The organism is Shewanella sp. 1311, from assembly GCF_059338235.1.
The window spans coordinates 5,168,495-5,194,662 of record NZ_CM181686.1 but is presented as its reverse complement, the minus strand read 5'-3'; the positions used below and the strand labels follow the sequence as shown (position 1 = coordinate 5,194,662).

Sequence of the window (26,168 nt, the reverse complement as noted above, 5' to 3'; positions counted from 1 at the left end):
CTAACGTGCTTGTTCGTTAAAACGTCTAGCCAGCACGCGCTCGACTGTGTCGACGATAACTTGCGTTTGGCTGTCGATCTCAATATTGAGTTCATCACCCACTTTATACTGACTTAAATTGGTCAGTTTTAGGGTTTCAGGAATTAAGTGCAACTTAAAGCCGGAGTCACTCACCTCGCCTACCGTTAAGCTGCAGCCGTTAACGCCAACAAAACCTTTATAAAAAATGTAATCCATCCATTTAGGCTCAATGCCCAGTGTCAGATCATAATGCTGTTCTGTATGGCTAATATCAACGATTTTAGCCTTGGTATGAATATGGCCAGAGAGAATGTGACCACCAATCTCACTACCGAAAGTTAACGAACGCTCAACATTAACGCTTTGACCTATAGACAAATTAGCCAGATTCGTCAGTCGCAAGGTCTCTTCCACTACGTCGAAAAATACCCTATCATCAACGACCTGAGTCACAGTAAGACATACCCCGTTATTTGCCACACTTGCACCAATCGCAAGTCCCTCATGCAAATCAGGTTCGAACGCTACCTCAAGGGTATTTAGGCCATCTTTCTTATGTATTGCAACCACCTCGCAGGTGGCTTGAACTATACCTGTAAACATTTTCTGCTCGCTTAATCGTTAAAGGCTGTATTTATGAATAATTCAGGCTATCAAGCCAAACGTTTAATCCAATTGGCGCTGCCAGTGCTAATAGCTCAGGTCACTCAGACCATGATGGGCTTTATTGATACCGTTATGGCGGGCCGTGTTAGCGCGGTTGATATGGCCGCTGTTGCGGTCGGCACTAGCCTTTGGTTGCCCGCTATTCTGTTTGTCCAAGGTTTACTGATGGCTTTTACGCCTTTATTTGCCCACTACAATGGAGCGAATAATCAAAAAGCTATCCAACCTTTGGCCTTTCAAGGTGCCTATCTTGCCATCATTGGTGGCATTGGCGTGATGATTCTCCTCGCATCAGCGCCCTTTGTGCTTGGCCATATGGATTTAGAACCCGAATTATATCGCTTAACCATTGGATATCTCGACGGTATTTTATGGGGCGCGCCCGCATTTGTGCTATATCAAGTGCTGCGCGGCTGTAGTGAAGGGATTTCTTACACGTTACCGACTATGGTCATTGGCTTTGTCGGCTTAGCAGTGAACATCCCCGCCAACTACATCTTTATTTACGGACACTTTGGCGTACCTCCGATGGGTGGCGCTGGCTGCGGTATTGCCACCGCCTTGGTTTTTTGGGCCATGCTGATTGCTATGACGATTTATATGCAACTGCATAAGAAATTCGCGGCCTTGGCTCCTTTCAGTAAATTTCATCGTCCTGACTTTGAAACGATGAAAAAAATGACCAAACTCGGCATGCCGATAGCAATGGCGCTGTTTTTTGAAGTGAGTTTATTTGCCATTATCGCGTTGTTACTCGCCCCATTAGGCGCAACTGTGGTGGCAAGTCACCAGATAGCACTGAACTTTTCTGCCATCGTATTTATGCTACCGTTATCTATTGGTATCGCGGTATCGATCCGAATTGGTTACTACTTAGGCCGTGATCGCGCCGATATTTCCGCAGTGGTTACCAAAGTGGGTTTATGGCTGGCGCTGTCCCTTGCATTATCAACTGCAGTCTTGACCGTCATATTTAGATTCCAGATTGCAGAGCTTTATAATGGTGATCCTGAAGTTGTCGCTTTAGCCGGGAGCTTGATGTTAATGGCGGCACTGTATCAATTATCGGATTCAGTCCAAGTGGTTGCCGCCGGAGCCCTACGTGGTTATAAAGATACCCGCAGTGCCTTTTATATCACGCTGTTTTCCTATTGGGGCATAGGGATGTCACTCGGTTATACCTTGGCTTATACGGATCATATCGTTCCAGCCATGGGCGCCCATGGTTTCTGGGCAGGATTGATTGCAGGCCTCACCTCGGCGGCGCTGCTATTTTTCATTCGACTGCGTTACATCCAAAAACATGGCGTGCATTTGAGCCTCATCGATGGTGATAGTGTGCATGATTGATAGCATTAACGGCGAGCATCGATGCTCGCCGTTTTGTTTAAGTCTTAGTGGTTTGACATGCGTAATAAGTCTAACTTGCCGTTATATCAACAACTTTGTTGAAACACTGGACAAGTTGCACAGCAATTCACCATTTGACGACAAATTTGATTTTTTTGCTTGCCAGCACTGCGCTATGCCCCTAATATAGCGCTCGTTCTAAGGCGCAACGCTTTTGAACAGCAAGCTAAAATTTACTATACACCCGTAGCTCAGTTGGTTAGAGCACTACCTTGACATGGTAGGGGTCGGTGGTTCGAGTCCACTCGGGTGTACCACTCTCTTCAAAGAGTCTAAAATTTGAAATTCAAACAGTGCACCCGTAGCTCAGTTGGTTAGAGCACTACCTTGACATGGTAGGGGTCGGTGGTTCGAGTCCACTCGGGTGTACCATTTCTTGTTTTATCTCCATTTGTGCTAATTCCTATATATTTACTCAAAACCAATGATTCTCCGTTCTTGAGCAAGTTGTCCCTCTTCATCTTTGAAATTTCTTTATAAATTCAAAAAATATTGTTAATGCCGATTTGTGTTGGCTGATTAAGCCTTTGGGCTCAGAGAGATATCCATTACAATGAAGTTCATTTTGAGTCCGTGAAACAGATATTCAGCCTATGCCTAAGTCTCATACCCACATGCACCAACATTTGCAGATGCCGCATTCGCGAGTCGAACTGCACACTTTGGCGCGCGAACTTGCCTTCGAGCAAGTGACCATTATTGGTAATGCTTCTGGCAATTGGCAGCCTGCTACTACGGGCACGACATTTATCTTTAACGGCACTCAATGGAATGAGAAAAGTAACCAAAATAATCAGATAGTGAATATCGCTAATGGCGGTTTTGCAGAATCAAAATATGCTTTTGTGGTACAAGGTCACCCTCAAAATGATTTACTTACCCAAGCTTTGACACAAGTTGCGATTGAATTAACGCCTCAGCTTGGCTGCTGGCCTTCATCTGGCTTAACCACAATTGTGTTGATGCAGCAGTTGTCTCAGCATGTGCAAGTGCAGCGTATGTCGCTGTTTCCGAGTTTAGCAAGGCCCAATGATTTACCACTTGAAGACCACTTACCTTGTATGGTGCATAACTGGTTAGGCGAGCGGCGGATTGCGCAGACGTTCGCGACCGCACTCGACTGGCCGGAATTCACTCTGCCACCGGTTTATCTAGCAAATTTTCCCGCAACAGACAAAGCGCGTGGATCCCAAGCTTCGCTGGTGATTAACTCGGGCAATCCCTTTGATTTACTTGCGCGTTTACAAGAATTAAACCCATTGGCAGATATTCCACATTCAGCAGAACACATGCAACTTGATTGGCTGATTGCGCTGGCACACACGCCTATCGACGTTTGGCTGCAGTTTGCGGATTCGATACAAGTCATCAATGCCGAAGCATTATTTTTTAATCACATGCCAGAATCAAAACCCAGCTATTGGTATTTAATGGATACTCAGGCGTCCCAATATCTGGATGCCATCCGCCACAGTTTGGCATATTGCTGGCAAACACTTTCGACTAAGCAAAACGGCACGACTCACGCCATCACTTATTGTTAACAGTTAATTCAGGTTTGAATTTGTCGACTCGCCAACTAACCTCGTACTCGCATCACACTGCCATTTGCCGTGTTTTTGACTTACTTTCAAAAGCTTAAATCAGCCGAGTGGATGTTTACTCAATGCCATCCCTAACGGCTCGAAGTAATTGATCAAAGCTTGGAATATCACTTTTCGGTGGGCTTCATCGGGATAAGCCCCCTCCTTCGCCATTGCTGAAAAGCGTGTCCCTGACACTAAATACGGATTCGAAATATCATCATAGGATTCAATACAGGCTTCAAATGCCCGCGCCATCATTTCAGTTGGCCGTGCGAAGTACTGCATGCCATGTTTTTTATCTAAGGCAATCGCTCGGCGCACATAATCATGGGGCTCATCGCCATTACCACTCAAAAATGTCACCTTGAAGATCTCCGATAACCGTGCATTCAGTGGATGTTCTATGATGGGCAGATCCGATAACCAAATATCGCTCGCGCATTGAAACCGCTTAGACGAAGATTTGAAGGACTTAGCGGCAATATAGTGGTCAAACGCGTGCCAAAATTCGTGGGCTAAAGCGCCAGCGCCGGCATTTTTTGCCAAGGCCAATTCCCGAGTCGCGGGCGCATAATGGGCCTGCACACCCTTTTGACCGCCATGGCCAAAGGCCAGACTCACGGTTTCCCGCAGCCCTAACGTCAAAGGTGGCAGTTTTAAGATAAAGGCCAGATCGGCGAGCGAATCAAACACCAGATCCGCAGCAAGGCGCGATTCATCCCGCGTGACCCAGCGGCCAACGCGCACATGGCTAAAACCAAAGGTTTGTTTAACATCAAGAAATGTCACCTGCTCACCAAATCGATAATCGGGTCCATGGCGGGTATATTGCTGATTGATTAACACGGTTTCCCTTGAAGGCTAAAGCAATGTGGACAGATATGGCGGCTATTTTAGGCGAAAAACCAAAGGAACAAAACGTCGTTTTGAGTACAACACTAAGTTAAGCGAATGCTTGGTCGTGTGATGAGTACTGCGCCCGCTAAGCCTGTTTAGTTTTTCGCTTTGGGATTAACTCAAGTTTTGTTAGCTTTAGGTTTTATTCTTGGATTCGCGACACGCTGGCCTAGTGGAATTGTCATAGTTACACTGTCTTCGTTACCTTATTAAGCAGTCTTAGTTACACATGAATGATTGGCACCACGCACAAATAATATACTGATTAATATACACTTTTCTCAGCTAGGCGGGTTCCCCGTTAACATTACATCATCCCATATCACCACTCGATTTCGCCCGAGGGTTTTAGCTTGATAAAGCGCTTTATCCGCCTCGGCCACCAGCTTTTCAGCATCCGAGCGGCACTGACTTCCTGTTTCGACAGGCAATGCAACCTGCTCCACATCTGCAATATCAGTACTGTTATCAATGCTATGGCGAATAATCACAGGGGTTAAGGCGCTGACCCCTGCTGAAAATTGATATTGAAAATCAGCCACGATTGCAGAAATGTCCTCATTGGCAAGGGATGACATCATACGCATTACGATTTTTTGAGCTGTATCAACCGTGGTTTCTGGCAGTAGTAGTGCAAACTCTTCACCGCCGAGGCGGCCAAAAATATCGTAGGGACGCGTTCGAGTTCTGATGAATTGGGTAAAATGTTGCAATATCTTGTCACCGACTTGATGGCCGTAGCGATCATTAACCAGTTTAAAATTATCGATGTCCATCATCACTAGGCATAATGGCAACTGTAAGCGACTCAAGCGTTTGATTTCATGTTCTAACTGCTGAAAAAAGTGACGCCGATTGGCAATCCCCGTTAACTCATCGGTGAGCGCGAGGCGATTTAATTCAGTCTGCGCATTCCTAAGGGCAAATTCGACCTGTTTTAACTGGGTGATATCCGTGCAAACAATCACCATATCGCCATTGTGATAAACCTGTTCAGAGAGTTGTAACCAGCAGCCATCCACCAGATCCACTTCAAAACGTCTAAAAGCCGATTTACGTTGATGCGCATGAATAAGCTCGAGCCATTCCTCTATGGTTTCATGCTCAATTTTCGGTCCCTGTTTATGGGTAAAGGCAAAGCGCATCATGTCGTCAAAATGCTTGCCGACCATGTCTTGATCAACAAAACCAAACATTTTCGCAAAGGTATTATTATAAAAGATAAAATGATTATGTTTGTCTAACACTGCTAGACCATTCTCGCTCAGCCGCAAAGCTTCCGTTAAAAATGGGTAAACCAATTCAAGGGGTTTCTTATCCATCGGCATTCCTAGCGATAACATTAAATAGACTCAATCAGATTAGCAGGGATCACTCTAAAACTCGCGAGTTTATGCCTTTAAGTACTCAGCATAAGCCTTATTTTATCCTTAAAGTTAAATCAATGAAAAATGACAACATAGAATATGCATCCTTAATCCGTGTTTACATGAATATCTATGCTTTAAATATGCAAAATCAGAGGTATAGCCTCGGACAATCAGCTAACTAATACGCATTTTTTTGAATATAAGTTAACTTTTATATTAACTAATAACGAAAGACCTGCATTAAGTTAGTGGTCAAAATGAAGAGACACGTCCGGCCGCATCGCCCAATATCGTGTTGATTGGCAACAAAATGGCCCCAGTATCAAACTCGTGCGGGAAATTCATACCCCAAGCCAAGTTGAAGGCTGCGTGGTCGATGAAGCCCAACATGCGCTGTTTATCGGTGAAGAAAACAAAGGCATTTGGCGCTTTGATGCCAAACCGAACGCCAGCACTGAGGGCAAACTGATCATCAAGGCCGAGGGTGATTTAGTCGCCGATGTGGAAGGAATTTCACTCTACCAAGGTGCGAACATTCACGGTAAAAAACAAGATTTGCTGGTGGTCTCCAGTCAAGGCAACAACTGTTACCTACTTTACTTACGCACAGGTGGGACGTTTCCGCATTAGCGTGAACTTGAACGGGATGGAAAACGGCCGCGAAACCAGCATCGACGGCAGCGCCGAAACCGATGGGCTAGCCGTCACGCATTTGCCCGTCGGCAACGGTGTTTGGCAACAGCGGATGATGCTGGTGGTACAGAACGGTCACAACCACTTACCCGATGCCAACCAAGCTTTTAAATGGTTACCTTGGAGCAGCGTAGTCAAACAACTCGACATCCACTAAGGTCAGTTTGCTGACAAAATGACGCAGCGCAAAAGGCATCAAGTAACAAGTAACAAGAATTGATAAATGAAAAGTGTAGAAAAGGCTTTTGTGCTTTGTATGAAAGGTTTGAACTAGACCTTGGGAGCAGTACTTAACATGAGCTTTGGCATTCGCGTTTAAAGCAAGTTTTAGGGCTGATTTTGGAGGTGAGTTATTTGAACTTGGCGTAATAATGAGCGACTGGCGCTATCTGGCTGTAAATTGAGATATTCACTCATTATGCGCTCGATATGCAAATCGAAAACTATAACCCCCGAGAATTTTCTAATAATCATGCAATAAAGTGAATGGTTAATCATAAAAAAGAGGTTAACCGTGTTCTACGGTTAACCTCTTTTTCATTTAATCAGGCAATAAATCAGACGTTTTATCAAACAGTCAGATCCATAACTTCAAACCTACGCTTACAAAAGCCACGCCTTGTAAAAATCAACTCAGGAACTAAAGTCTACTCATGTAAAAGCGAACTCATACCAGAGCGACCTTAATACAACACTCATTCCTTACTAGCATGAAACAGCAAGCCGTAGAAACAACGGCAAATCGCATGCGTGAAAAAACGAGTGCAAAACTAACGCCAGCTAAAAGCCATGTCCGCTAAATTTGGCAGACATGGGATTAGGATTAGCTGCGCTTAGTGCCCCACGGATCGTTATCATCCGTCGATGGGCCAGGTCCTGAACGCTCTGTCATTTTTGAATCATTTCTTGAATCGTTTCTGGGTTCGCTTCGGCGCTGGGCGCTGCTATTCGATGAACCATAGCCTGAACCGGTTCCACGTCCACCCACAGGTTTTTTGCCTGCGCTTTTACCTGAGTTACCTGAGCTATATCCAGAGTTTGGACGGCGGTTACCCGCTTCGTACTCGGCGCTGGCTTTGGCCTGCATTTCAGCGATAGAGGCTAATGTCAGTTCCATCGGTTTACGCGGCGCGATACCTGAGGCAAAACCTCGTTCACGTGGCTTAAGGTCAAACTGCTCACCGACGGCTTTAGGCATACGCTTAAATCGGTACAGGTAGAAGTTTTCCACTTTCTCCCGCGCCCACTCAGTCTTTTTGAGGAAAATGACACTGGCCTCAATCGTCGGGTTAGTGTTAAAGCAGCCTAGCTTTAATGCCGCGAATAAAATTTTCCAACCGTAAAAATCGACTAACTCAGTGATCATTGTCTCGAGTTTGAGGCCGTGTAATGGGTTGTTCTGTTGCTCTTCTATCATGGGAATTCCAAATTCAGCCCAATTGGCTGATTTTACTGTATTAGTTTACGGTATTGAGTTATCAAATTAGTTACTGAATTCGCGACTAAACGGGCTATAACAGCTATAACATTAGTTAATTAAGCCATTAAAATCACTTAAGTCATTTAAGCCATCTAGGCGAATGATGGCACTCGCTAAGCTATTTGCTAAGTGACGGCACTAGCATGCAGCGTTATATAGTTGAATCGTTAATCTTATAGACCCAAAACTTGCATATAGAGCTGTTAACTATGTAGCCGCAGAATTAGCCGCAAAATCTGCTTTTTCAGCAAAACTGCGGGAATAATAACGGTAAATAAGCTAAACGCCTCCTTTTATTTGCTCTGGCGGGGTTTAGCATTGGCTTTAGAGCAAAGAATACGCCGCAACTCAAGTCGTCATGAAGGCTTGAATCTACCATCGGCACCTCATAGATAGGCATTTTATATAGAGACTTCATAGGTAGACGCTTAGATAAGGGTTACTTAACAGACCTTCACTCAGTAGCAAGCTCAAACCTGTCCCATTTTTTGCCGATAAACCGCTAATGCCTTCGCTCATCCTCAAAATAAACGCAACTGAAACGGCTCGATTTATAGCTGCGCATCACATACTTGCTCGCATCTTTAGCCCTTAGTCTGTATACTCCGCGACCTTATTATCCCAACTTTAATGTTTTGGCTTAGAGTGGGTGAAGCGCATGTTTCATTTTGAGGCTTGTTTGTCACAATCCCCGTTAGCAAATACCTAGGAAAGCTCCTTTGATCTCTACCGCGAACATCACGATGCAGTTTGGCCCTGAGCCATTGTTTGAAAACATTTCAGCGAAATTTGGCAATGGTCACCGCTATGGTTTGATCGGCGCGAATGGCTGTGGCAAATCGACCTTTATGAAGATCCTCAGCGGAGCGTTAGCGCCAACCTCTGGCAATGTGTCCATCACGCCCGGCTTAAAAGTCGGTACCCTAAGCCAAGATCAGTTCGCGTTTGAACAATACAGTGTGATCGATGCGGTGATCATGGGGGATGTTGCCCTGTGGAAAGTTAAACAGGAACGCGATGCAATTTACGCTAATCCAAATATGACCGAAGAAGATGGTATGCGTGTTGGCGATCTTGAAAGTGAATTTGCCGAAATGGATGGCTACAGCGCCGAAAGCCGCGCCGGTGAAATCCTGCTCGAAGCGGGTATTGAAGAATCTTTCCATTACGGCCTAATGCAGCAAGTGGCACCGGGCTGGAAACTACGAGTCCTGTTGGCACAAGCGCTATTTGCCAATCCAGATATTCTGCTGCTCGACGAACCAACCAACAACTTGGACATCCATACCATTAGCTGGTTAGAAGCCGAGTTGAACAAACGTAAATGCACCATGATCATTATTTCCCATGATAGGCATTTCTTGAATGCCGTCTGTACCCACATGGCCGATATCGATTATGGCGAACTGCGCATTTACCCAGGTAACTACGAATACTTCCTCGCCCAATCCTCTTTGATCCGCGAGCAATTATTGTCGGGCAACGCCAAGAAAAGTGCTGAAATTGAAGAACTGCAAGACTTCGTCAACCGCTTTGGTGCCAACGCTTCTAAAGCGAAGCAAGCTAGCTCGCGTGCTAAGAAGATGGACAAGATTAAACTCGATGATGTGAAATCATCTAGCCGTATCCACCCTTCTATTCGTTTCGATGCCGGCAAGAAAATGCATCGCCAAGCGCTGATCCTCGAAGATCTCGCCCACGGGTTTGATGGCGAACAGTTATTCCAAGGCGGCGACTTGATCCTCGAAGCCGGTGCAAAATTAGCGATTATCGGCGAGAACGGCGTGGGTAAAACTACTTTCCTGCGCTGCTTAGTCAATGATTTAGAACACAATAAAGGCGTGATCAAGTGGTCAGAAAACGCATCAATCGGCTACTGCCCGCAAGACAGCAGTGACGAATTTGATAATGACTACACGCTAATGGATTGGATGTCACAGTGGCGCCAACCCAAGCATAACGATCTGATGGTACGCGCCATGTTAGGCCGTCTGCTGTTCACCGAAGACGATGCCAACAAGAAAGCCCGTAACTGTTCAGGCGGAGAGAAAAACCGCTTGTTATTCGGCAAGTTAATGATGCAAGACATCAACGTGCTGATCATGGACGAACCGACCAACCACATGGACATGGAAGCCATCGAAGCGCTAAACAATGCGTTGAAAGATTTTGAAGGCACCTTGATATTTGTCAGCCATGACCGTGAGTTTGTATCGTCACTCGCTACACGTATCATTGATATTAAAGATAAAAAAATAATTAACTTCCAAGGTACCTTCGATGAGTACCTTTCAAGCCAAGCTGAAATGGAAGCGAGAAAAAGCGCATAGTATTATTCGGCTAACTTACGCCGATTAACCCAGCGTTATCGTATTAGAAAGTCGTCATTGGTTATCCAGTGACGACTTTTTTATTGGGCTAAATAATGATTTAAAAATCTGAAGAGAGTTATGGCTTGCCCTGCAAACAACGTTGCATAATTTGATAAGCAATGGCATTCACTTGCTCTTGAGTGAATATAGCGGCATTCATCTTAGGAAGTGTAATAGCGACTTGCTTATGATTAATGATAGGAAACGGTGGTTTAGTTTGTGACTTCACCATCCACCCGGGAAATACGAGTACAGGCATTACCGGAATAGATTGGCCTACAGCCTTTGTGAGCCATTCACTCACCCACTTAGCTTGACGTTGAGCTTGTTCAATCGGTGCCGTTTCTGTCCAAGATGGAAACACCAATTTCCCATCACGGTAAAACAACTCATGTGCCTTATGTTGCCCACCATTTGACTCATTCTTCTTATCACTGTACCACTTATGCCGCCCCTTAGTTTCAATGGCAAACACACCATTAATCCCCACGACTAAGTGATCAATGTTAAAACCATCGGCTTGAATATCATGGAAAACTTGATAACCCAATCCCTGCAAACGCATTAGTTCGGCTGCGGTCGCTAATTCGGCCGTATGCCCCAAACGTAACTTAGTCAATCGAGTCATACTACGATAGGTTTTGACCACAAAATAAATTGGGCCGAGTACAATGAATCCAATAAATGCCAAAGGAAATGTACCTTTGTCGAGGTATCCCCTTAATCCTTCAAATGCAAACGGAATGGTGACAACGATGACCGACATGAGCATTGCGCTCAAAATATCAAATTGCAGCTCTTGGATCTGTTTTTGAATGCCAAAACCAGGCAATCTGTTCAACTTTTCCCTATCAATAGGAAGCTTTACCGTTCTGTCTCTATGTCGTATAACAAAAAACATAGGGACTAAAATCGCTCCCATACCCAACAAAATAAGTGAAACTGAAAAAATCCCTTTTAGTAACTCTGTCATACCTTTCCTTTAAAAATTAGATAATTAAGATTCTGAGACTGAATAAACGCTACTTACTTCTTTGTTTCTAAATTGCTGTGCTCGATAAATCATTATCTATCGCGTTAAAAGGCACTAAGGTTTTTTTATCGAGCCAGAGTGGTGAGCGATTTTGCCCTGCAAGCTGATAGGCCCAAGTGGTGATGGCTTCGGAACGATCACTTTCACAGACGAAATATCGGCTGAGTTCAGAATGTAACGCTTGGCCATGCTGGATAATGTTTTGCTCATACCAGTTATCTTTGTGACGCTGTGCGGCAAGATGATCGCGTTTATTGTTATTGCAACTGCTATGAGCGAGGACAAAATTATGCCCTAAATCATTAGGATATCGTGCCCAAGGAATAAAGTGATCCACTTCGCCAGTTTCTTTTAATGACTTATGGCAATAAAAGCATTGGCCCTTTTGGATATCAAGCAGCACAGGTCTAGCGTGAGTGATCGTCTGTCGGTCACTGCCAAATAGAAACTCGCTTAAATTGCCTTTATTGCCAATAACGACCTGATTTGCGGGAAACTCGGCGACTTTCTGCACCCATTGTGTGCGAGCTAATGACACCACTAAATCATGAAATCGCCTGAAGCAGAATGCGATACCCGGATTCAACTCGATATAATTTTTAGTTTTATCATGGGGATAAAGAAAACAATCTGCGTTTCGAGACAAAATTTGTAAGCGCCATAACGGGCCCTCTTCAACGGTGCCGCGCGTTTTACTCAATAGAGCAGGATAACTAAGATGCGCTTTTAACTGGGATAAACTGTTAACGCCTTGATTACGTAGCTCAATCAAACTGTTGATTAAGGCTGATTGCTTTCCATTATTTTGGAGTAGAACAAAATGCGCATTAACAGCACCAAAAGGTAAAGAGTGTTGCCAATAGAGTTCAATAAACTTTTCAACCAGTTCATCAATACTGATCGCGGTTTTCTGTTCAGGATCGGCATTGAGTATTAATGGCCGTTCGATGCAAACATCTGCGATCGCATGCAGTAAGGCAAATTTGTATGTTGCAACAAAATCCCCTTCAACCAACAGACGTTGTAAATAGCTAATAAATTCAACTTGTCTTCTCGCATCAATCGGCATGATGACGCCCCTGAATAATGGCGTTTGCTTCGGGAACAGTAGCGTTTGGGACGACTTTGGGGGTAAATACGAGGGTCTGCCAATGCACTTGTGTGCGACCGAGTTTGTCAGTCTCATCTTGGCTCGAATCTTTGAGTGCTAGCTGGCAATCTGCAGCCAGTGCGAGCAATTCATCTGCACTGACTGGGTGCATAACGCGGGCATCGGGGCTTGGACCATGGCGCAAACTGATGACTAAAAGGCCCGTTGAATTGAGTAAACCTGAGAGTGATGCTAGTGCTAGTGGGCGCTCAGAGGGAGATAAATGCATCCACACAGCGCTGAGTAAAATCAGATCGAACTGTTGTGCTAGGCTAACCACTTTTTGTAGCTGAGGTAAAACATCCTCAATCCAACGAACGGGTAGATCCCGCGTTAACACCTGCCCCATTTTCGCTAAAGCAATAGCAGGTTCGATTGCAAAAATTTGCGTCTCTTTGCTCTGTGCTTTTTTGGCTAAATAATGCACATCCCGCCCTGAGCCCGCTCCCACATCCAATATCGATAGTTTGTCTCTCGCAAGGATCGGCAAAAGATGATGTAACCAACTTGAATGCACTTCTTCAAAGGTTTTAGACAAATACTGCGCCGAGAGTGTTACGGCATGGCCATTATAAAACGCTATGCTCACTGACAAAAATCCTTTTGCAACAAGTGATTGTTTTTAATGACGCTAACTTATCACAATCACTTTTGATACAAAATACACATCATCATTATCCTGCTGTTTTGCATAAAATATTTTGCGTTTTGCTGTTTTATATCACAACCCGAGTATTGGCGATTGAAAAAGGAAGTCTATTTAGGCGGGTGGCATCTGTGCATTTCCCCGTCGTTTTTTTCGCAGTGGTTTACACTCTATTAGTCAGTCAAAAGATACATGCAATTGATTGAATCTGTTACATCCTTCTGTTGAGAACAGTGTCAATTTAAGTATCGGTATAAACGGGTTTTATCGTCCCGAGGTAGCGACCACACGGAGAAACCTAGGGCTCAATCATTTAGGATATCTATTGCCTATGAGTTTTGAAGATTCGTTAGAGCAACTTAAACGACAGTTTTTACATGCACTGCCGGATAAAAAGAAACAAATCATTACCCTGTGGATTTCATTGCGTAAAAATTGGAATGCACACATGTTGTCGGCTGTGTATCGTGAGGTGCATAACTTAAAAGGATCGAGCGAGACCTTTGGGTTGTCGGATACCAAACACATAGTCGATAAACTTGAGCTGCAGCTTAAAGGGTTGCTCAATGCGCCAGCTCCCGAACTTCCTACTATCAAAGGCTTAGATACCCTCTTCCACCAGTTGTTGCAAAACAATATGCGCGGTCAACCGTCGCCGCCTGTGGTGGAGGCGCAAATGCAGCAAAGTCCCTATAAACCTGCTAAGGCGCGGCATGATCACCATATTGCCATCATAGAAGACGATGGTAATGTCGGCTCGATGATCACAAAGCAACTGCGAGAGTTCGGTTTTAGTGTGCAGCATTTTTTGAATTTCACGAGTTTTCTGGTAGTGCAAAATGAAACGCCCTTCGATCTGATTTTATTGGATTTAATTCTGCCCGATTGGACTGAAGAGGCCTTGTTCGAAGCCGCCACTGAGTTTGAGAAGAACAATACCCGAGTATTTGTTTTATCCTCGCGCGGGGATTTTGACATGCGGTTGTTGGCCATTCGCGCCAACGTCAGCGAATATTTCGTTAAACCTGCGGAAACCACCTTATTGGTGCGTAAAATCCATCAATCTCTCAAGATGTCAGAGAAGCAGCCCTTGAAGGTGTTACTAGTGGATGATCAACAGTCTATGGTGGATTACTTTTCAAGCCTGTTACGCAGTCACGGTTTAATGGTGAAAGGGTTATCGAGCGCCGAGCAAGTCTTGCCTGCCCTTGAGCAGTTTGAACCCGATTTGTTTATCTTCGATTTATACATGCCTGAGGTAAACGGGCTTGAACTGGCAAAGATGATACGCCAATTGGATAAATACACCTCTAGCCCAATTCTCGTGTTGAGCTCTGACGATACCATGCAGAATAAAGTCAGCATCATACAAGCGGGATCAGATGACTTAATTTCAAAGCAAACCGCGCCGAGCTTATTTGTTGCGCAGGTGATATCTCGCGCCCAACGTGGCCATGATATTCGCAGTTCGGCAAGCCGCGACAGCTTAACGGGATTGTTAAACCATACCCAGATTCTGGTTGCCGCGAGGCGCTGCTATAACGTGGCGAGGCGAATTAACTCTCAGGTTTGTATCGCCATGTTCGATTTAGATCACTTCAAAAAAGTGAACGATACCTATGGCCATGCCGGTGGTGACAAGGTATTGCTGGCCTTTGCCCATCTATTACAACAGTCCTTACGGCAAACTGACTTTACTGGTCGCTACGGCGGCGAGGAATTTATGTTAGTGCTGCCAGATATGCAAAAACCATTGGCAATAGCTAAGTTAAATGCGATCCGCGAGAGCTTTAGCCATATTGTCTTTGTCGAAGATGGCGTCGAGTTTAAGGTGACGCTCAGCGGCGGTTTAGTGTTCTCGGACGAATGTGAGGAGTTTCAAGATTGTCTGTTACTGGCGGATAAGCACTTATACGAGGCGAAACGTTTAGGCCGAAATCAATTAGTGTTTTCACCAAGTGAGCAGGATTGAACGCCATTCACTCATCCTGCGCATGGGTCTGGCCGTAATGTCTTATGGTTTGGCTCACCACCATATTGATGGTTACTTTTTAAGCACGTTAAAAGCAGCAATCACAGTGAGCTTAAGTGATTGATAAGTTTGCTCGGCATCTGCGACAACTCCACCACATAATCCACCGCGCGGCACTTTATCGCTTCCCTTGGCATACCAAATACCACACAACTTTGTTCATCTTGGGCAAAAGTGGTGACGCCTTTTTGATGCAGCGCCACCATACCTTCGGCGCCATCTTTACCCATGCCGGTTAATATCATAGCGCTGATATTAGGCGCGGCGCATTGGGCCAAGGCATTAAACATCACATCAACCGATGGCCTATGGCCGCTGACCTTTTCATCTTGGGTTAGTTTTACTTTGAAACTGCCACCCACTTTAATGATCTCAAGGTGATGATCGCCAGGGGCAACATAGGCATAACTGGGTAAAAGTCGCTCACCGTGCTCGGCTTCTTTGACTGTGATCCGCGACAGTCGATTTAAGCGTTCGGCAAAAGTGCGGGTAAAACCCGCTGGCATGTGTTGGGTGATCACTATCGGTGGCATAGCCGCAGGTAAATGCTGTAATACATACAAAATGGCTTCGGTGCCGCCTGTAGAGGCGCCTATTGCAACTAGATGTTGTGTCAGGGTTGCATTGGCCAATACCGGCCGCTTACTCGACACTGGGCGTACTGGCTCAACAAATTTCTGCGGCTTGATGATTTTGGCTTTCGCGGCGGATTTGATTTTATCTAAAATCAAATCCTGATAATCATGGATACCTTGGGGCGAATCTAATTTCGGTTTAGGGATAAAATCTACCGCGCCTAAGGCCAAGGCATTAAAGGTCGCATCAGCGCCCTGCTCGGTTAATGAGGAAATCATCACTACCGCAGTGGGTCTGGCTTTCATCAAGCGGTCCAGAAAGGTTAAGCCATCCACTTTAGGCATTTCGATGTCTAAGGTGATCACATCGGGGCGAAATTGATTCACCAGATCCTTGGCCTCAAAGGCATCGGCAGCTTGCCCAACCAGAGACAGTTCAGGGTCAGCCTCAATCATTTTACCGAGCAAGCTGCGTATCAGCGCGGAATCGTCAACAACTAGCACTTTGATCGTCATAACTTAGTCACCAAATAGTTCAACGTCGCCGCCCGTGGGGAGATTACGAACCCGTAAGCGATACTCGCTTTCTCGGTCAAGGATCGTGCTGTTGTGCAAACTTTTAATTTTGCGAACTTTCACTTTGCCCGTATGGGGGAAAAAATACACTTTGCGCGGATACACATCGAGTAAATCGGCGGCAATAATCGGGATATTTTCCGTATTAAGATATTCAATTACAAACTCAGCATTACGCTCACCAATGTTATGCAGTGTAAAACCTTGCAACATGTTGCCGCCACCAAATACCTTTGCCTCAATTGCGCTTCGACGTGCACCGAGTTTTAGTAAGTCATTTAATAACAGTTCCATTGCATACACACCGTAGCGTGCAGAGTCGGCGAGCACCCCAGTGCTATTACTGTTATCGCTTGGTAATAGAAAGTGATTCATCCCGCCGATTTTGAGCTTAGGATCATACAAGCACACTGACACGCAGGAGCCAAGCACTGTCACTATCATAGTATTTTCACGGGTGGCAAAATATTCGCCGGGTAAGATCTTCACCGCATCGCAACCAAAGTGACTATCATGGTAGCGATTCGGCTCTGTAACGGCATATTCGATATTAGGTTTTAGCACTCGAACTCCCTTTCGCTGCTCGATAAGTGGTCTGTCCAACCGCCGTTATAATCTGCGGAAACATATTAAAATTTTCCGAATGTCCCGCAATATAAAGTCCATCCTCACTCAGGGAGTTCATCATGTGCTTTAAAATGACTTCCTGAGTTTCTTTATCAAAATAAATCATCACATTTCGGCAAAAAATCACATCGATTGGCGTTTTTAACGGCCAAAATGAGTCGAGTAAATTGATGCGGGTGAACTGGATCATCTGCCTTAGCTCTGGCACAACTCTGGCATTACCAAACTGAGCTCCTTTTCCTCGATGGAAGAATCGTTTTTTACGTATCTCACTGATCGCTTCAATTCTTTCTAGGGGATAAATACCTTGTTCGGCTTTATGCAGTACGCCACTATCGATATCGGAGGCAATGATCTCAATGGGGGGATTAAAGTTACCAAAATGTTCTGCCACTACCATAGCTATCGAATAAGGCTCTTCACCTGTACTACTGGCTGCGCACCAAATTCTTTTCGTACCAGGATGTTCCAATAAGTACTTCCTGAGTATCTCGAAATGATGTGGCTCCCTAAAAAATGCCGTCTGATTGGTGGTTAATGCGTTAATAAATTCTTGGTGTTCACTTTCCTGTGCGAGCAGATAGTCAAAATACGCTGAAAAACCGGACAATTTCAGTGTCCGGATCCGCCGCACTAAACGGCTGTACACCATAGCATCCTTGCTATCGGCAAGTTTAATACCTGAAAACCGATACAGCGTCGTTCGCGCGGTATTAAAATGCGCCGTGGTATAGGCAAACTCCCTCTCCAACGATTTAAGCTCACTCAATTAAAATTCTTCCCATTCATCTTGATCCACTTTTTTCAATTTTGACATGGGCATTTTTGCTTTAACGGGCATACGTGTAACCGTCAGCGAGGTGGTGTTTGCCGTAAGCTTTTTTTTCTTTGTGGGCTGAACAACATGCGGCTGTTCATCGTCATCTACGCGGAAGCTGGCAACACTGTCTGATAATTGTTGCGCTTGAGATTGCATGCTTTCAGCAGCAGCGGCAGCTTCTTCAACCAAGGCAGCATTTTGCTGGGTCATTTCATCCATTTGCACCACAGCTTTGCTGATCTCATCAATGCCAAGTGCTTGTTCATTGGACGCTGAGGCAATCTCCGCCATGATGTCGTTCACCCGTTTAATGGCGATGACGATTTCTTTCATGGTATCGCCCGACTTACCGACAAGGCTGTTGCCGCTTTCGATCTTAGTGACAGAATCCGAGATCAATGCCTTGATATCTTTAGCGGCATTGGCCGAGCGTTGGGCTAAGCTGCGTACTTCTGATGCGACTACTGCAAAGCCGCGTCCTTGCTCACCCGCCCGCGCGGCTTCAACGGCGGCATTAAGCGCTAAGATATTAGTTTGGAATGCAATACCATCAATAACACCAATGATGTCGGCAATCTTACGCGCCGATTCATTAATCGATGCCATGGTCTGTACGACTTGCTGGATAAGCTCACCACCGTCCACCGCCACTTCAGCGGCTTTAGATGCTAAGGCATTGGCTTGACTGGCGTTATCCGCATTGAGTTTCACTGTACCTGTGAGTTCCTCCATGCTGGCGGAGGTTTGCTCTAGGCTCGAAGCTTGCTCTTCGGTGCGGCTGGATAAATCGGCGTTGCCTTGGGCAATTTCTGCTGAAGCGGTATTAATGGTATCCGCCGCACGTTGGATATCTTGGATCATGAAGGATAGCTTTTCAGCGGTTTGATTTGAGTAGTTTTTCAAATCATTGAAGGTGCCTTCATAGTCGTTATAAATGCGGGTAGTCAGATCGCCATCCGCCAGCGCCATCAGCACGCGGGCCACATCTTGCAGTCCACGGTCAGAGGTTTCAATTAACGAATTTAAGTTGTTCGCCAGCATCAGGAAGAAACCTTGCTTGCCTTCGGTGTCCGCCCTTTGGGAGAAATCACCCGCAGCTGCGGCTGTGACAATGCGGGAAATCTCTTGCTCGGTTTGCACTTCAATGGTGCGGTCAAGCCATTCAACCACAGTCCCTAAACGCTCGCCTTCTTTAGACACTATTGGGCTGGCCGTTAAACGGAAATGGCAGCTGGCCACCTTAATCAGCGATTCATATTTGCGGTCTAATTTATCGAGTAGAATCGCTTGGTGGGCAGGATTGCGGTGGAAAATGTCCATCGAGCTGCCGAGGATTTTATCCACGGAAAAATGCGGTAAAGCCTGCCGAATTTCATGCTCAGACTGACGTAACATGGCTTCGACCGAGCGATTCATATAAATAATGGTACGGTTAGCATCGGCGATCATAACGTTGGTACTGGTATTATTGAGCGCTTCCATAATGCGCTGGGTTGCTCGCTCGGCTTCAATACTTTCGGTGCGATCTATCCACTCGACACCTGTGCCTAAATGTTTATTTTCAGCCGTGATAATTGGCGTCAAAATCAACCTAAAGGTACGTTTGCCAATGGTGATTTGTGCAGTATGGGACTGAGTCAAGCGCTCTAACAGATTGCGTTGATGCGCTGGATTTTTATGGAAAATATCGATATTACTGCCGATCAGCTTAGCGACCGAGAATTGAGGTAATTCTTTACGAATATCGTCCTCGGCCTCTTGCAGCAAACAGACGACGGCTTTATTGGCATAGATGATATTGCGCTGGCTGTCAGCAATCATGAAACTGTTGCCGCTGTTATCTAGCAACTGAAAATAGCGCTGACGTTCTTCATCCTTTTCTAGGCTTGCTTCAGTATTTCCAAATATATTAAAGATACCCATTATTATTGCTCCTGATCAGTCAGACTATTTGCATCAATTAGACCCAGCTCATCACTGCTGATCAGAGCCTGAATATTTACCAGAATTACCATCTTATCTTCAACCGTGGCTAAGCCTTTGAGGTAGCGACTATCGAATGCCACCCCAAATTCTGGTGCGGGTAAGATTTCCTCAGTCGACAGCTTAATTACATCGGATACGGCATCGACCACTATGCCAACAATGCGCTCGAACACGTTGAGCATAATAACGATAGTGAACTCGTTATAAGTGGCTGCTCCAACAGCAAACTTCATCCGTAAATCGACTATGGGCACTATGTCACCGCGCAGATTTAACACACCTTTAATAAAGCTGGGGGCGTTGGCGATTTTAGTGACAGGCTCATAACCGCGAATTTCTTTCACGGACATAATATCGAGGGCATAGTGCTCATCACCCAATACAAAGCTCAAAAACTCGACTTCATCTTGGGAACTGTATTCCACTTTGGCGGCCATGGTTGAGCGACTCTCCATTTGCTGTTCCTTAATTTTTGATGTGCAATGCAAGCGATTCGACATCGAGGATCAAAGCAACGCTACCATCACCCATGATGGTGGCGCCGGAAACTCCGGGGATCCTGCGGTAATGTTTTTCAAGACTCTTGATCACGACTTGCTGCTGGCCAACTAAGGCATCAACGCACAGGCCAAAGCGCTTGTGGTTGCTTTCGAGCAATACCACTATGCCCTCTTCTGGCGTGCTAGCCTTGGGCTCAATCTCCATCAGTTGATGAAGATTAAGTAGAGGTAAGTACTCTTCACGCACTTTTAGGAGTCTTTCTTTGGCTAGAAATTTGAGTTGTTCGGTTTGCGGCTGAATGGATTCTATGATGTGTACTAAGGGTAAAATGTAGATCTGATTGCCAACAGACACACTCATACCATCGACAATCGCAAGGGTGAGCGGCAATTGGATCTCAAAGGTCGCGCCTTTGCCCTGCACTGAGTCGATATCGATTCTCCCTCCTAGGGCTTCAATATTTCGGCGCACCACGTCCATACCGACACCTCGACCAGACACGTCTGTCACTTCCTGCGCGGTTGAAAACCCTGCGGCAAAAATCAATTGCCAGACTTGCTTGTCGCTTGCATTCTCCGCGATAGCAATACCATTCTCTTTCGCCTTTTGGAGAATACGCTCACGACATAAACCTGCGCCATCATCGTACACTGCAATGACTATGCTGCCGCCACGTTGACTCGCTCTGAGAGAAAGTTGCCCAATTTCTGCTTTACCTGCTGCCAAACGAATGTCGGGTTTTTCGATGCCATGATCTAAGCTATTGCGCACTAAGTGGGTCAGCGGATCGACAAGCTTTTCAATCATGCCCTTATCAATTTCTGTGTTGCCGCCTTCAATCACGAGATTGACGTTTTTACCCAGCTGCTCAGAAAGATCCCTCACCAATCGATTGAAACGGTTAAACACAAAAGATACCGGCAGCATACGCACCGACATCACGGCCTCTTGCATCTCACGGGTATTACGTTCCAATTCATTGAGTGCAGTCTTAAGGCGCTCGCCTATCTCGCCAGTCAACTCATTCCCAATCAGAGTCAACATAGACTGAGTTATGACCAATTCGCCCGCCAGATTGACCAGAGTATCGATTTTGGAGGTTTCGACCCTTAAAGTGGCATCCGGAGCTGACGCGGCGGTTTTTTTAGTCGCCGTTTTCACCTCAGCTTGAGTATTTTTTGGCGTAACGGCTGGATTGAGTGCTGCAGTTGAGCTTGGAGTTACCTTTGTACTTGCTGACACGCTGGTAGCAAGCGGAGCTTTGGGCTCTGTTTCCTTCTCTTTAAATATGCTACGTTTTGCTTGAGTATTAGCGGTCACCTTAACTTGATTCGCCCGATTAGTGGCAGGTTTAGCTGCCGCAGGTTCCACAGGTTTTGAGCTCAGTAATTCGATTTCATTGGCGAAAGATTCAGGGGTTAATGCCTCAAAAAAACCAAAACCCAATTCATCATCAGAGGCTGTAGCTAACTGCTCTGCGGTACTATTAACACTGACACTAACCTCAGATGTTAAACTCTCAACGCTAATATCCTCAGCTTGATAAGCTTCTTCAAAAAATCCAAAGTCTTCACCTTCGATAACAATATCGCGCTCCATTTCATCTTCGAAAAATCCAAAACCCAGCTCATCCTCGGTTTCCACTAGTGCAGAAGGCTCTGCATTGAGAGTTGGTGTCACAGGGGGGTTAGCGACATCAGTGCCATTTCGTACTGCAACCGATGAGCTAAAGGATTCGCCATTTAACGCTGCGACCAATTGGCTTTTACTGTACTCAACCTCCTGCCAATCAATTTGTTCTTCTTCGCGGTACAGGCTCAATATATGGGATAGCGTATCAACGGTACTCAGCAGTAAATCGATAATCGATGAGGTGAGTTGGAAGTTGCCCTTGCGGGTCATGTCCAGAAGGTTTTCCATCACATGGGTGACACTGGTCAGTGCGGTAAAACCAAAAATACCACTGCCACCTTTAATCGAGTGGGCAGCACGGAAAATCGTGTTCAGTTCTTCAGGATCGGGAGAAGCAAGGTCCAATGCCAATAGCAATTGTTCCATATTTTCAAGATGTTCATGACTTTCTTCAAAAAAGACCTGATGGAACTCGGCCATATTGATGGACATAGCGCACCCCGTTGCAGTTAACCCAGCACTTTAGCCGTAATCGCTAACAGCTTTTGAGGATCAAAGGGTTTTACCATCCATCCCGTCGCACCTGCCGCTTTTCCTTGCGCCTTCATGTCATCGCCCGCTTCGGTCGTAAGCATAATGATCGGAGTGCGCATAAATGCCGACATAGCACGTAAGGATTTAATTAAGGTCAGTCCATCCATTCGCGGCATATTCTGATCCGTCAGGATAAAATCAAATCTTTGCCCATTACAAAGATCGAGGGCTTCTCGACCATCTTTGGCCAGTACCACTTGGTAACTAGCCGATTTAAGGGTCGCTTCGACCATTTGTCGAATCGCAGCGGAATCATCAACCACTAATATTTTTTTACTCATGCGCTATTCCATTATGACTTTCGTTATATTTCCTGGTGATACTAATTCGTAGGTCTTAGATAATGTTTTCACCAGTGAGAGCCCTCGTCCAGAAAGCTGAGGGATATCTACAACAGTATTTTTATATCCCTTAAATCCTTGACCACTATCTGCTACACATATATGCAACTCATTCGTTATGGAACACCAAACCAAGCTCACTTTCACCCAATCATTCATTGTGAGTCGTGCTGAAGAACTGTCCCTAATACTATGGTACAATTCGAAACCATCCGGATCACTTTTTAGCCGAGAATCTAATTTTAGTACACCATGATCGATAGCATTGCTAAATAGTTCGGCAACCACAGTGAAAACCCTTTGGCAAAAACTTGTCGCGAATCCAAACATACCTAAGAATTGATTTAAAGAATTTAAATATTCAGCACTTAACAACATTGGCCCAGCGAGTTTGACCTCCCAATCAAATTCGCCATCCATATTTGACCGAACAAGGCAGATATCATACTGTTGATGCCACTCACTCAATCGTTCAAAGTCTAATGTGCATACTGTAATATCATCCGTTATAGGCTTACCATCGAAAACGTTTTTAAAGTTTTCTGTTAAGTATGGGATAAGCTCACTCGCGTGTTGAATAAATAATGAGTTTAAAGTTTCAATGCCGAATGGTTTGTTTTCATTAGTGTATTGTTCAATTAATCCATCACTAAATAAACAGGCATGACCGACAACGGGTAAATCAACCGTAGCAATATCCGCCACGAAGGTTTGGGGAGGCAAAATGCCAAGTGCCATGTTTGTTGATTTGAATTTTATGACATTTTTTACAGGATAATGGTCTGAGACTGTTTCAGTTTCAAGATGGTTTTTGATATATACGGGTGGCATGCCGCCGTTCCAAATATGTATTTTTTTTCGAAAAAAATCGACTTCTAAAACAATACAAGCAACAAAGCGATCATCAGGGTTTTCTCTATGTACTTTTGAGTTCAGTTCATATATTAGCGTTGCTAATGAAAACCCCTTTGAAACCATGGCTCTAAATGTACTAGCAACACGCATAATTGGCATTGCTGCACTTAATCCGTGACCCGTTGAATCTGCAAGCATAAGGAAAAAATTGCCATTAGGAGCTAACCCTTTAAGGATTATGTCACCACTAAAATTGGCACTTGCCTGGCAGAAAGTACGAACAAACTCGAATTGGGTATTATCAATATTGACTAAGTGCTCGAATAAGTTCCTAGCCATTTTTTCTTCTCTGGCTTTCTCATACAGCATTTTTTCAAGTTCAATTCTTTGTAACTTAACTTCATGCTGTAACTTAACCCGAGTTAATAAGCACTCGACTTTATACCAAAATATCTCAAGGTTAATCGGCTTAACAACAAAATCTAATACGCCCATTCGAAAACATTCTAATACGGACTGATGTTCCTTAGTATTGCTGATCACTATGACTGGAGTCGTTATTTTTTCTTCATTTAAATGTTCAAGTAAAATTAGAGCTGTGCCATCTGGCTGCCAAAAATTAATCAGCACAAGGTCAATTTTATATTGTGACAGCTCTGAGAAAGCTTCCTCAAGATTATTACATACAATGACGTGGTAACCTTTCTCATGAATAAAGTCACTAATTGTCTGGCTCATCATGACATCGTCATCGATGACTAATATATAGTTCTTCTTTGCTATTAATGATTTCATGACTAGCAATTCTCTATAATGTAGAGTTTCTGCATGTTAGCAATGTTGAGTATTTCCTCGGCTTGACCATGTGCACCTTTAATAGAGGTCGAAATATGTAGCTCCTGTGCCTTACGATGTAGTAATACCATCATACCTAAAGCGGAACTATCCAAATAAAGCACTCGGCTAAAATCGAGAATAATATGATTAATCCCTTCCAGTTTAATGATGCTTTGATAGCTGTACGTAAATGTTTTGTGATAATAGAAATCAAAGCGTTCTGGCAATGGAATCGTTTGAATATTTGACATTGTGATATCCCTATTTAAAAGAGTTCAATTTCACCACAGGTAATTTGATCCCTTGATACGGGATTGTGTGTCTCCTGACGCCGGCGACTCATTTGTGTCGTGATATCATCGCCGTCAATACCAAACTCCTGTTGCGACATTTTGGCGACGCGATTGAGTGACTCTTTTAAATGACTTAAGGATTGGTTGGTGTAAATCAGACTTTGGGAAGTGATATCACTGAACTGCAAGCCTCGAATCGTATCTGAAATGGCTTGTTCGAGTTCATGTGCCGATGAATCTATGCGTGCTATCACATGAGAATCCTTCTCTGCTTTGACAATAATATGTTTAAGCGCAGTATCAATATCTTTCTTTGCATCAATGATATAAGTCATATCTTGAGCGGCAACTTTACTCACGTGTACGGTTAATTGTTCAATCTGAGTTTGAATCGATCTAAGCTGTTTTTGTATACCTTCACTAAAGCCTGAGCTCCGAGTAGATAAAGCCCGCACCTCATCGGCCACAACCGCAAATCCCCTGCCTGCATCGCCCGCTCGCGCCGCTTCAATTGCCGCATTTAAGGCGAGTAAATTGGTCTGGGAAGAGATTTGGTCTATATCCTGTAAGGCTTTCATTGCTTGGGGCATGGCCTCGTAGATGAGATTGACTTTTTCCAACAACTCCATGGTCGATGCTGACATATCTACTGTGGTTTGAATAAAGCGCTCTAACGTCATCGAGGTATTATTGGCAAATTGCTTCATTTGATCTGAATGGAATAACTCATCATCGTCAGCACTTTTTACGAGATCTGAAATAAACCCAGTTTGCTCGGTCATCAACCGTCCTAAGCCATCGAACGATTCGCTTAGCAAATTGACCGCATCGCCCTGCACTGTCAGCACGCTATCAATGTTAGATTCACAACTGTTGAGTGTGGTGATCGTTTCTTGATACAGATTGACGTGGGCTTGCCAATCGGCGGCAAGATGGGTGTTTGAGGACTTATCATCATGCTGTTGAACTGATTGCATTTGCTTGTGCTGAAAAGATTGCCACAGCAACATAATCAACACGGAAATAATCGGCCCCATAGCCCAGAATGTCATTAAGCTAAGCAGATATCCAATGCCTGCCGCACTCACTGCAACGACCCCATCCTTGTATGTCATATCTATTTCACAATAATTGTACAGTGATTAAAAAGTAGTTTGGTACTGAGCAATTTTCAA

At 44.7% G+C, this 26,168-nt stretch carries 23 protein-coding genes and 2 tRNA genes; 8 read left to right on the top strand and 17 right to left on the bottom strand.

The window, feature by feature from the left end:
* Positions 1-624, bottom strand: a complete 624-nt coding sequence (locus AC5YB3_RS22750; RefSeq protein WP_259524411.1) for a riboflavin synthase subunit alpha — start codon at positions 622-624, stop codon at positions 1-3.
* A gap of 33 nt (positions 625-657) precedes the next feature.
* On the opposite strand from AC5YB3_RS22750, the gene AC5YB3_RS22745 reads away from it, so the two are divergent.
* The 4 genes from AC5YB3_RS22745 (at position 658) to AC5YB3_RS22730 (ending at position 3,641) form a co-directional block, all read left to right on the top strand.
* Positions 658-2,037, top strand: coding sequence for an MATE family efflux transporter (locus tag AC5YB3_RS22745; RefSeq protein ID WP_494526252.1), 1,380 nt, complete (start codon positions 658-660; stop codon positions 2,035-2,037).
* A gap of 240 nt (positions 2,038-2,277) precedes the next feature.
* Positions 2,278-2,354, top strand: a tRNA-Val gene (locus tag AC5YB3_RS22740).
* Between the two features lie 38 nt (positions 2,355-2,392).
* A tRNA-Val gene (locus tag AC5YB3_RS22735) sits at positions 2,393-2,469 on the top strand.
* Between the two features lie 221 nt (positions 2,470-2,690).
* Positions 2,691-3,641: a hypothetical protein gene (locus AC5YB3_RS22730; protein ID WP_494526251.1), complete on the top strand. Its 951-nt coding sequence runs from the start codon at positions 2,691-2,693 to the stop codon at positions 3,639-3,641.
* 99 nt (positions 3,642-3,740) lie between these two features.
* On the opposite strand, the gene AC5YB3_RS22725 is transcribed toward AC5YB3_RS22730, so the two are convergent.
* Both AC5YB3_RS22725 and AC5YB3_RS22720 read right to left on the bottom strand, forming a co-directional pair.
* Complete coding sequence (locus AC5YB3_RS22725) at positions 3,741-4,529, bottom strand: CLCA_X family protein (RefSeq protein ID WP_494526250.1); 789 nt, start codon at positions 4,527-4,529, stop codon at positions 3,741-3,743.
* A gap of 332 nt (positions 4,530-4,861) precedes the next feature.
* Positions 4,862-5,902, bottom strand: coding sequence for a sensor domain-containing diguanylate cyclase (locus AC5YB3_RS22720; protein WP_494526249.1), 1,041 nt, complete (start codon positions 5,900-5,902; stop codon positions 4,862-4,864).
* Between the two features lie 378 nt (positions 5,903-6,280).
* On the opposite strand from AC5YB3_RS22720, the gene AC5YB3_RS22715 reads away from it, so the two are divergent.
* Positions 6,281-6,580, top strand: a complete 300-nt coding sequence (locus AC5YB3_RS22715) for a phytase (RefSeq protein WP_494526248.1) — start codon at positions 6,281-6,283, stop codon at positions 6,578-6,580.
* A 16-nt stretch (positions 6,581-6,596) separates the two neighbouring features.
* Positions 6,597-6,800, top strand: a complete 204-nt coding sequence (locus AC5YB3_RS22710; protein ID WP_494526247.1) for a hypothetical protein — start codon at positions 6,597-6,599, stop codon at positions 6,798-6,800.
* Positions 6,801-7,466: 666 nt separating this feature from the next.
* Here the strand turns inward: AC5YB3_RS22710 and AC5YB3_RS22705 are convergent.
* The gene (locus AC5YB3_RS22705; protein WP_494526246.1) at positions 7,467-8,060 is read right to left on the bottom strand and encodes a VF530 family protein; all 594 of its coding nucleotides are present in this window, start codon (positions 8,058-8,060) and stop codon (positions 7,467-7,469) included.
* A gap of 782 nt (positions 8,061-8,842) precedes the next feature.
* Between AC5YB3_RS22705 and AC5YB3_RS22700 the strand changes: the two genes are divergently transcribed.
* Positions 8,843-10,453 (top strand): ABC-F family ATPase, encoded by a 1,611-nt coding sequence (locus AC5YB3_RS22700; RefSeq protein WP_006081677.1) that lies wholly within the window; start codon positions 8,843-8,845, stop codon positions 10,451-10,453.
* A 118-nt stretch (positions 10,454-10,571) separates the two neighbouring features.
* On the opposite strand, the gene AC5YB3_RS22695 is transcribed toward AC5YB3_RS22700, so the two are convergent.
* From AC5YB3_RS22695 to AC5YB3_RS22685, 3 genes are all read right to left on the bottom strand, one after another.
* Positions 10,572-11,468, bottom strand: a complete 897-nt coding sequence (locus AC5YB3_RS22695; protein WP_011846814.1) for a nuclease-related domain-containing protein — start codon at positions 11,466-11,468, stop codon at positions 10,572-10,574.
* Between the two features lie 67 nt (positions 11,469-11,535).
* Positions 11,536-12,597, bottom strand: coding sequence for an HNH endonuclease (locus tag AC5YB3_RS22690; RefSeq protein WP_494526245.1), 1,062 nt, complete (start codon positions 12,595-12,597; stop codon positions 11,536-11,538).
* Positions 12,587-13,267, bottom strand: coding sequence for a class I SAM-dependent methyltransferase (locus AC5YB3_RS22685; RefSeq protein WP_494526244.1), 681 nt, complete (start codon positions 13,265-13,267; stop codon positions 12,587-12,589). Before AC5YB3_RS22685 ends, AC5YB3_RS22690 begins: the two co-directional genes overlap by 11 nt.
* Positions 13,268-13,655: 388 nt before the next feature.
* Between AC5YB3_RS22685 and AC5YB3_RS22680 the strand changes: the two genes are divergently transcribed.
* Positions 13,656-15,296, top strand: coding sequence for a diguanylate cyclase (locus AC5YB3_RS22680; protein WP_494526243.1), 1,641 nt, complete (start codon positions 13,656-13,658; stop codon positions 15,294-15,296).
* A gap of 101 nt (positions 15,297-15,397) precedes the next feature.
* On the opposite strand, the gene AC5YB3_RS22675 is transcribed toward AC5YB3_RS22680, so the two are convergent.
* From AC5YB3_RS22675 to AC5YB3_RS22630, 10 genes are read right to left on the bottom strand one after another with little or no spacing between them, the layout of a single operon-like run.
* Positions 15,398-16,447, bottom strand: a complete 1,050-nt coding sequence (locus AC5YB3_RS22675) for a protein-glutamate methylesterase/protein-glutamine glutaminase (protein ID WP_494526242.1) — start codon at positions 16,445-16,447, stop codon at positions 15,398-15,400.
* Positions 16,448-16,450: 3 nt separating this feature from the next.
* Complete coding sequence (gene cheD, locus AC5YB3_RS22670; protein WP_011846809.1) at positions 16,451-17,071, bottom strand: chemoreceptor glutamine deamidase CheD; 621 nt, start codon at positions 17,069-17,071, stop codon at positions 16,451-16,453.
* A complete protein-coding gene (locus AC5YB3_RS22665; protein ID WP_494526241.1) occupies positions 17,058-17,903 on the bottom strand; it encodes a CheR family methyltransferase in 846 nt (281 codons plus the stop codon). The genes cheD and AC5YB3_RS22665 overlap by 14 nt, the downstream gene beginning before the upstream one ends.
* Positions 17,904-19,877: a methyl-accepting chemotaxis protein gene (locus tag AC5YB3_RS22660; RefSeq protein WP_494526240.1), complete on the bottom strand. Its 1,974-nt coding sequence runs from the start codon at positions 19,875-19,877 to the stop codon at positions 17,904-17,906.
* Between the two features lie 2 nt (positions 19,878-19,879).
* Entirely contained in the window at positions 19,880-20,395 is a 516-nt protein-coding gene (locus tag AC5YB3_RS22655) for a chemotaxis protein CheW (protein WP_259509783.1), read from the bottom strand.
* A 10-nt stretch (positions 20,396-20,405) separates the two neighbouring features.
* Positions 20,406-22,565 (bottom strand): chemotaxis protein CheA, encoded by a 2,160-nt coding sequence (locus AC5YB3_RS22650; RefSeq protein WP_494526239.1) that lies wholly within the window; start codon positions 22,563-22,565, stop codon positions 20,406-20,408.
* A gap of 17 nt (positions 22,566-22,582) precedes the next feature.
* Positions 22,583-22,948: a response regulator gene (locus tag AC5YB3_RS22645; RefSeq protein ID WP_063882919.1), complete on the bottom strand. Its 366-nt coding sequence runs from the start codon at positions 22,946-22,948 to the stop codon at positions 22,583-22,585.
* A gap of 3 nt (positions 22,949-22,951) precedes the next feature.
* Positions 22,952-24,658 carry an ATP-binding SpoIIE family protein phosphatase gene (locus tag AC5YB3_RS22640; RefSeq protein WP_494526238.1) on the bottom strand — a complete coding sequence of 569 codons (1,707 nt, stop codon included), beginning with the start codon at positions 24,656-24,658 and terminating at the stop codon, positions 22,952-22,954.
* A 2-nt stretch (positions 24,659-24,660) separates the two neighbouring features.
* A complete protein-coding gene (locus AC5YB3_RS22635) occupies positions 24,661-24,951 on the bottom strand; it encodes an STAS domain-containing protein (RefSeq protein WP_011846801.1) in 291 nt (96 codons plus the stop codon).
* A gap of 14 nt (positions 24,952-24,965) precedes the next feature.
* Complete coding sequence (locus AC5YB3_RS22630; protein WP_494526237.1) at positions 24,966-26,108, bottom strand: methyl-accepting chemotaxis protein; 1,143 nt, start codon at positions 26,106-26,108, stop codon at positions 24,966-24,968.
* Positions 26,109-26,168 lie beyond the last annotated feature (60 nt).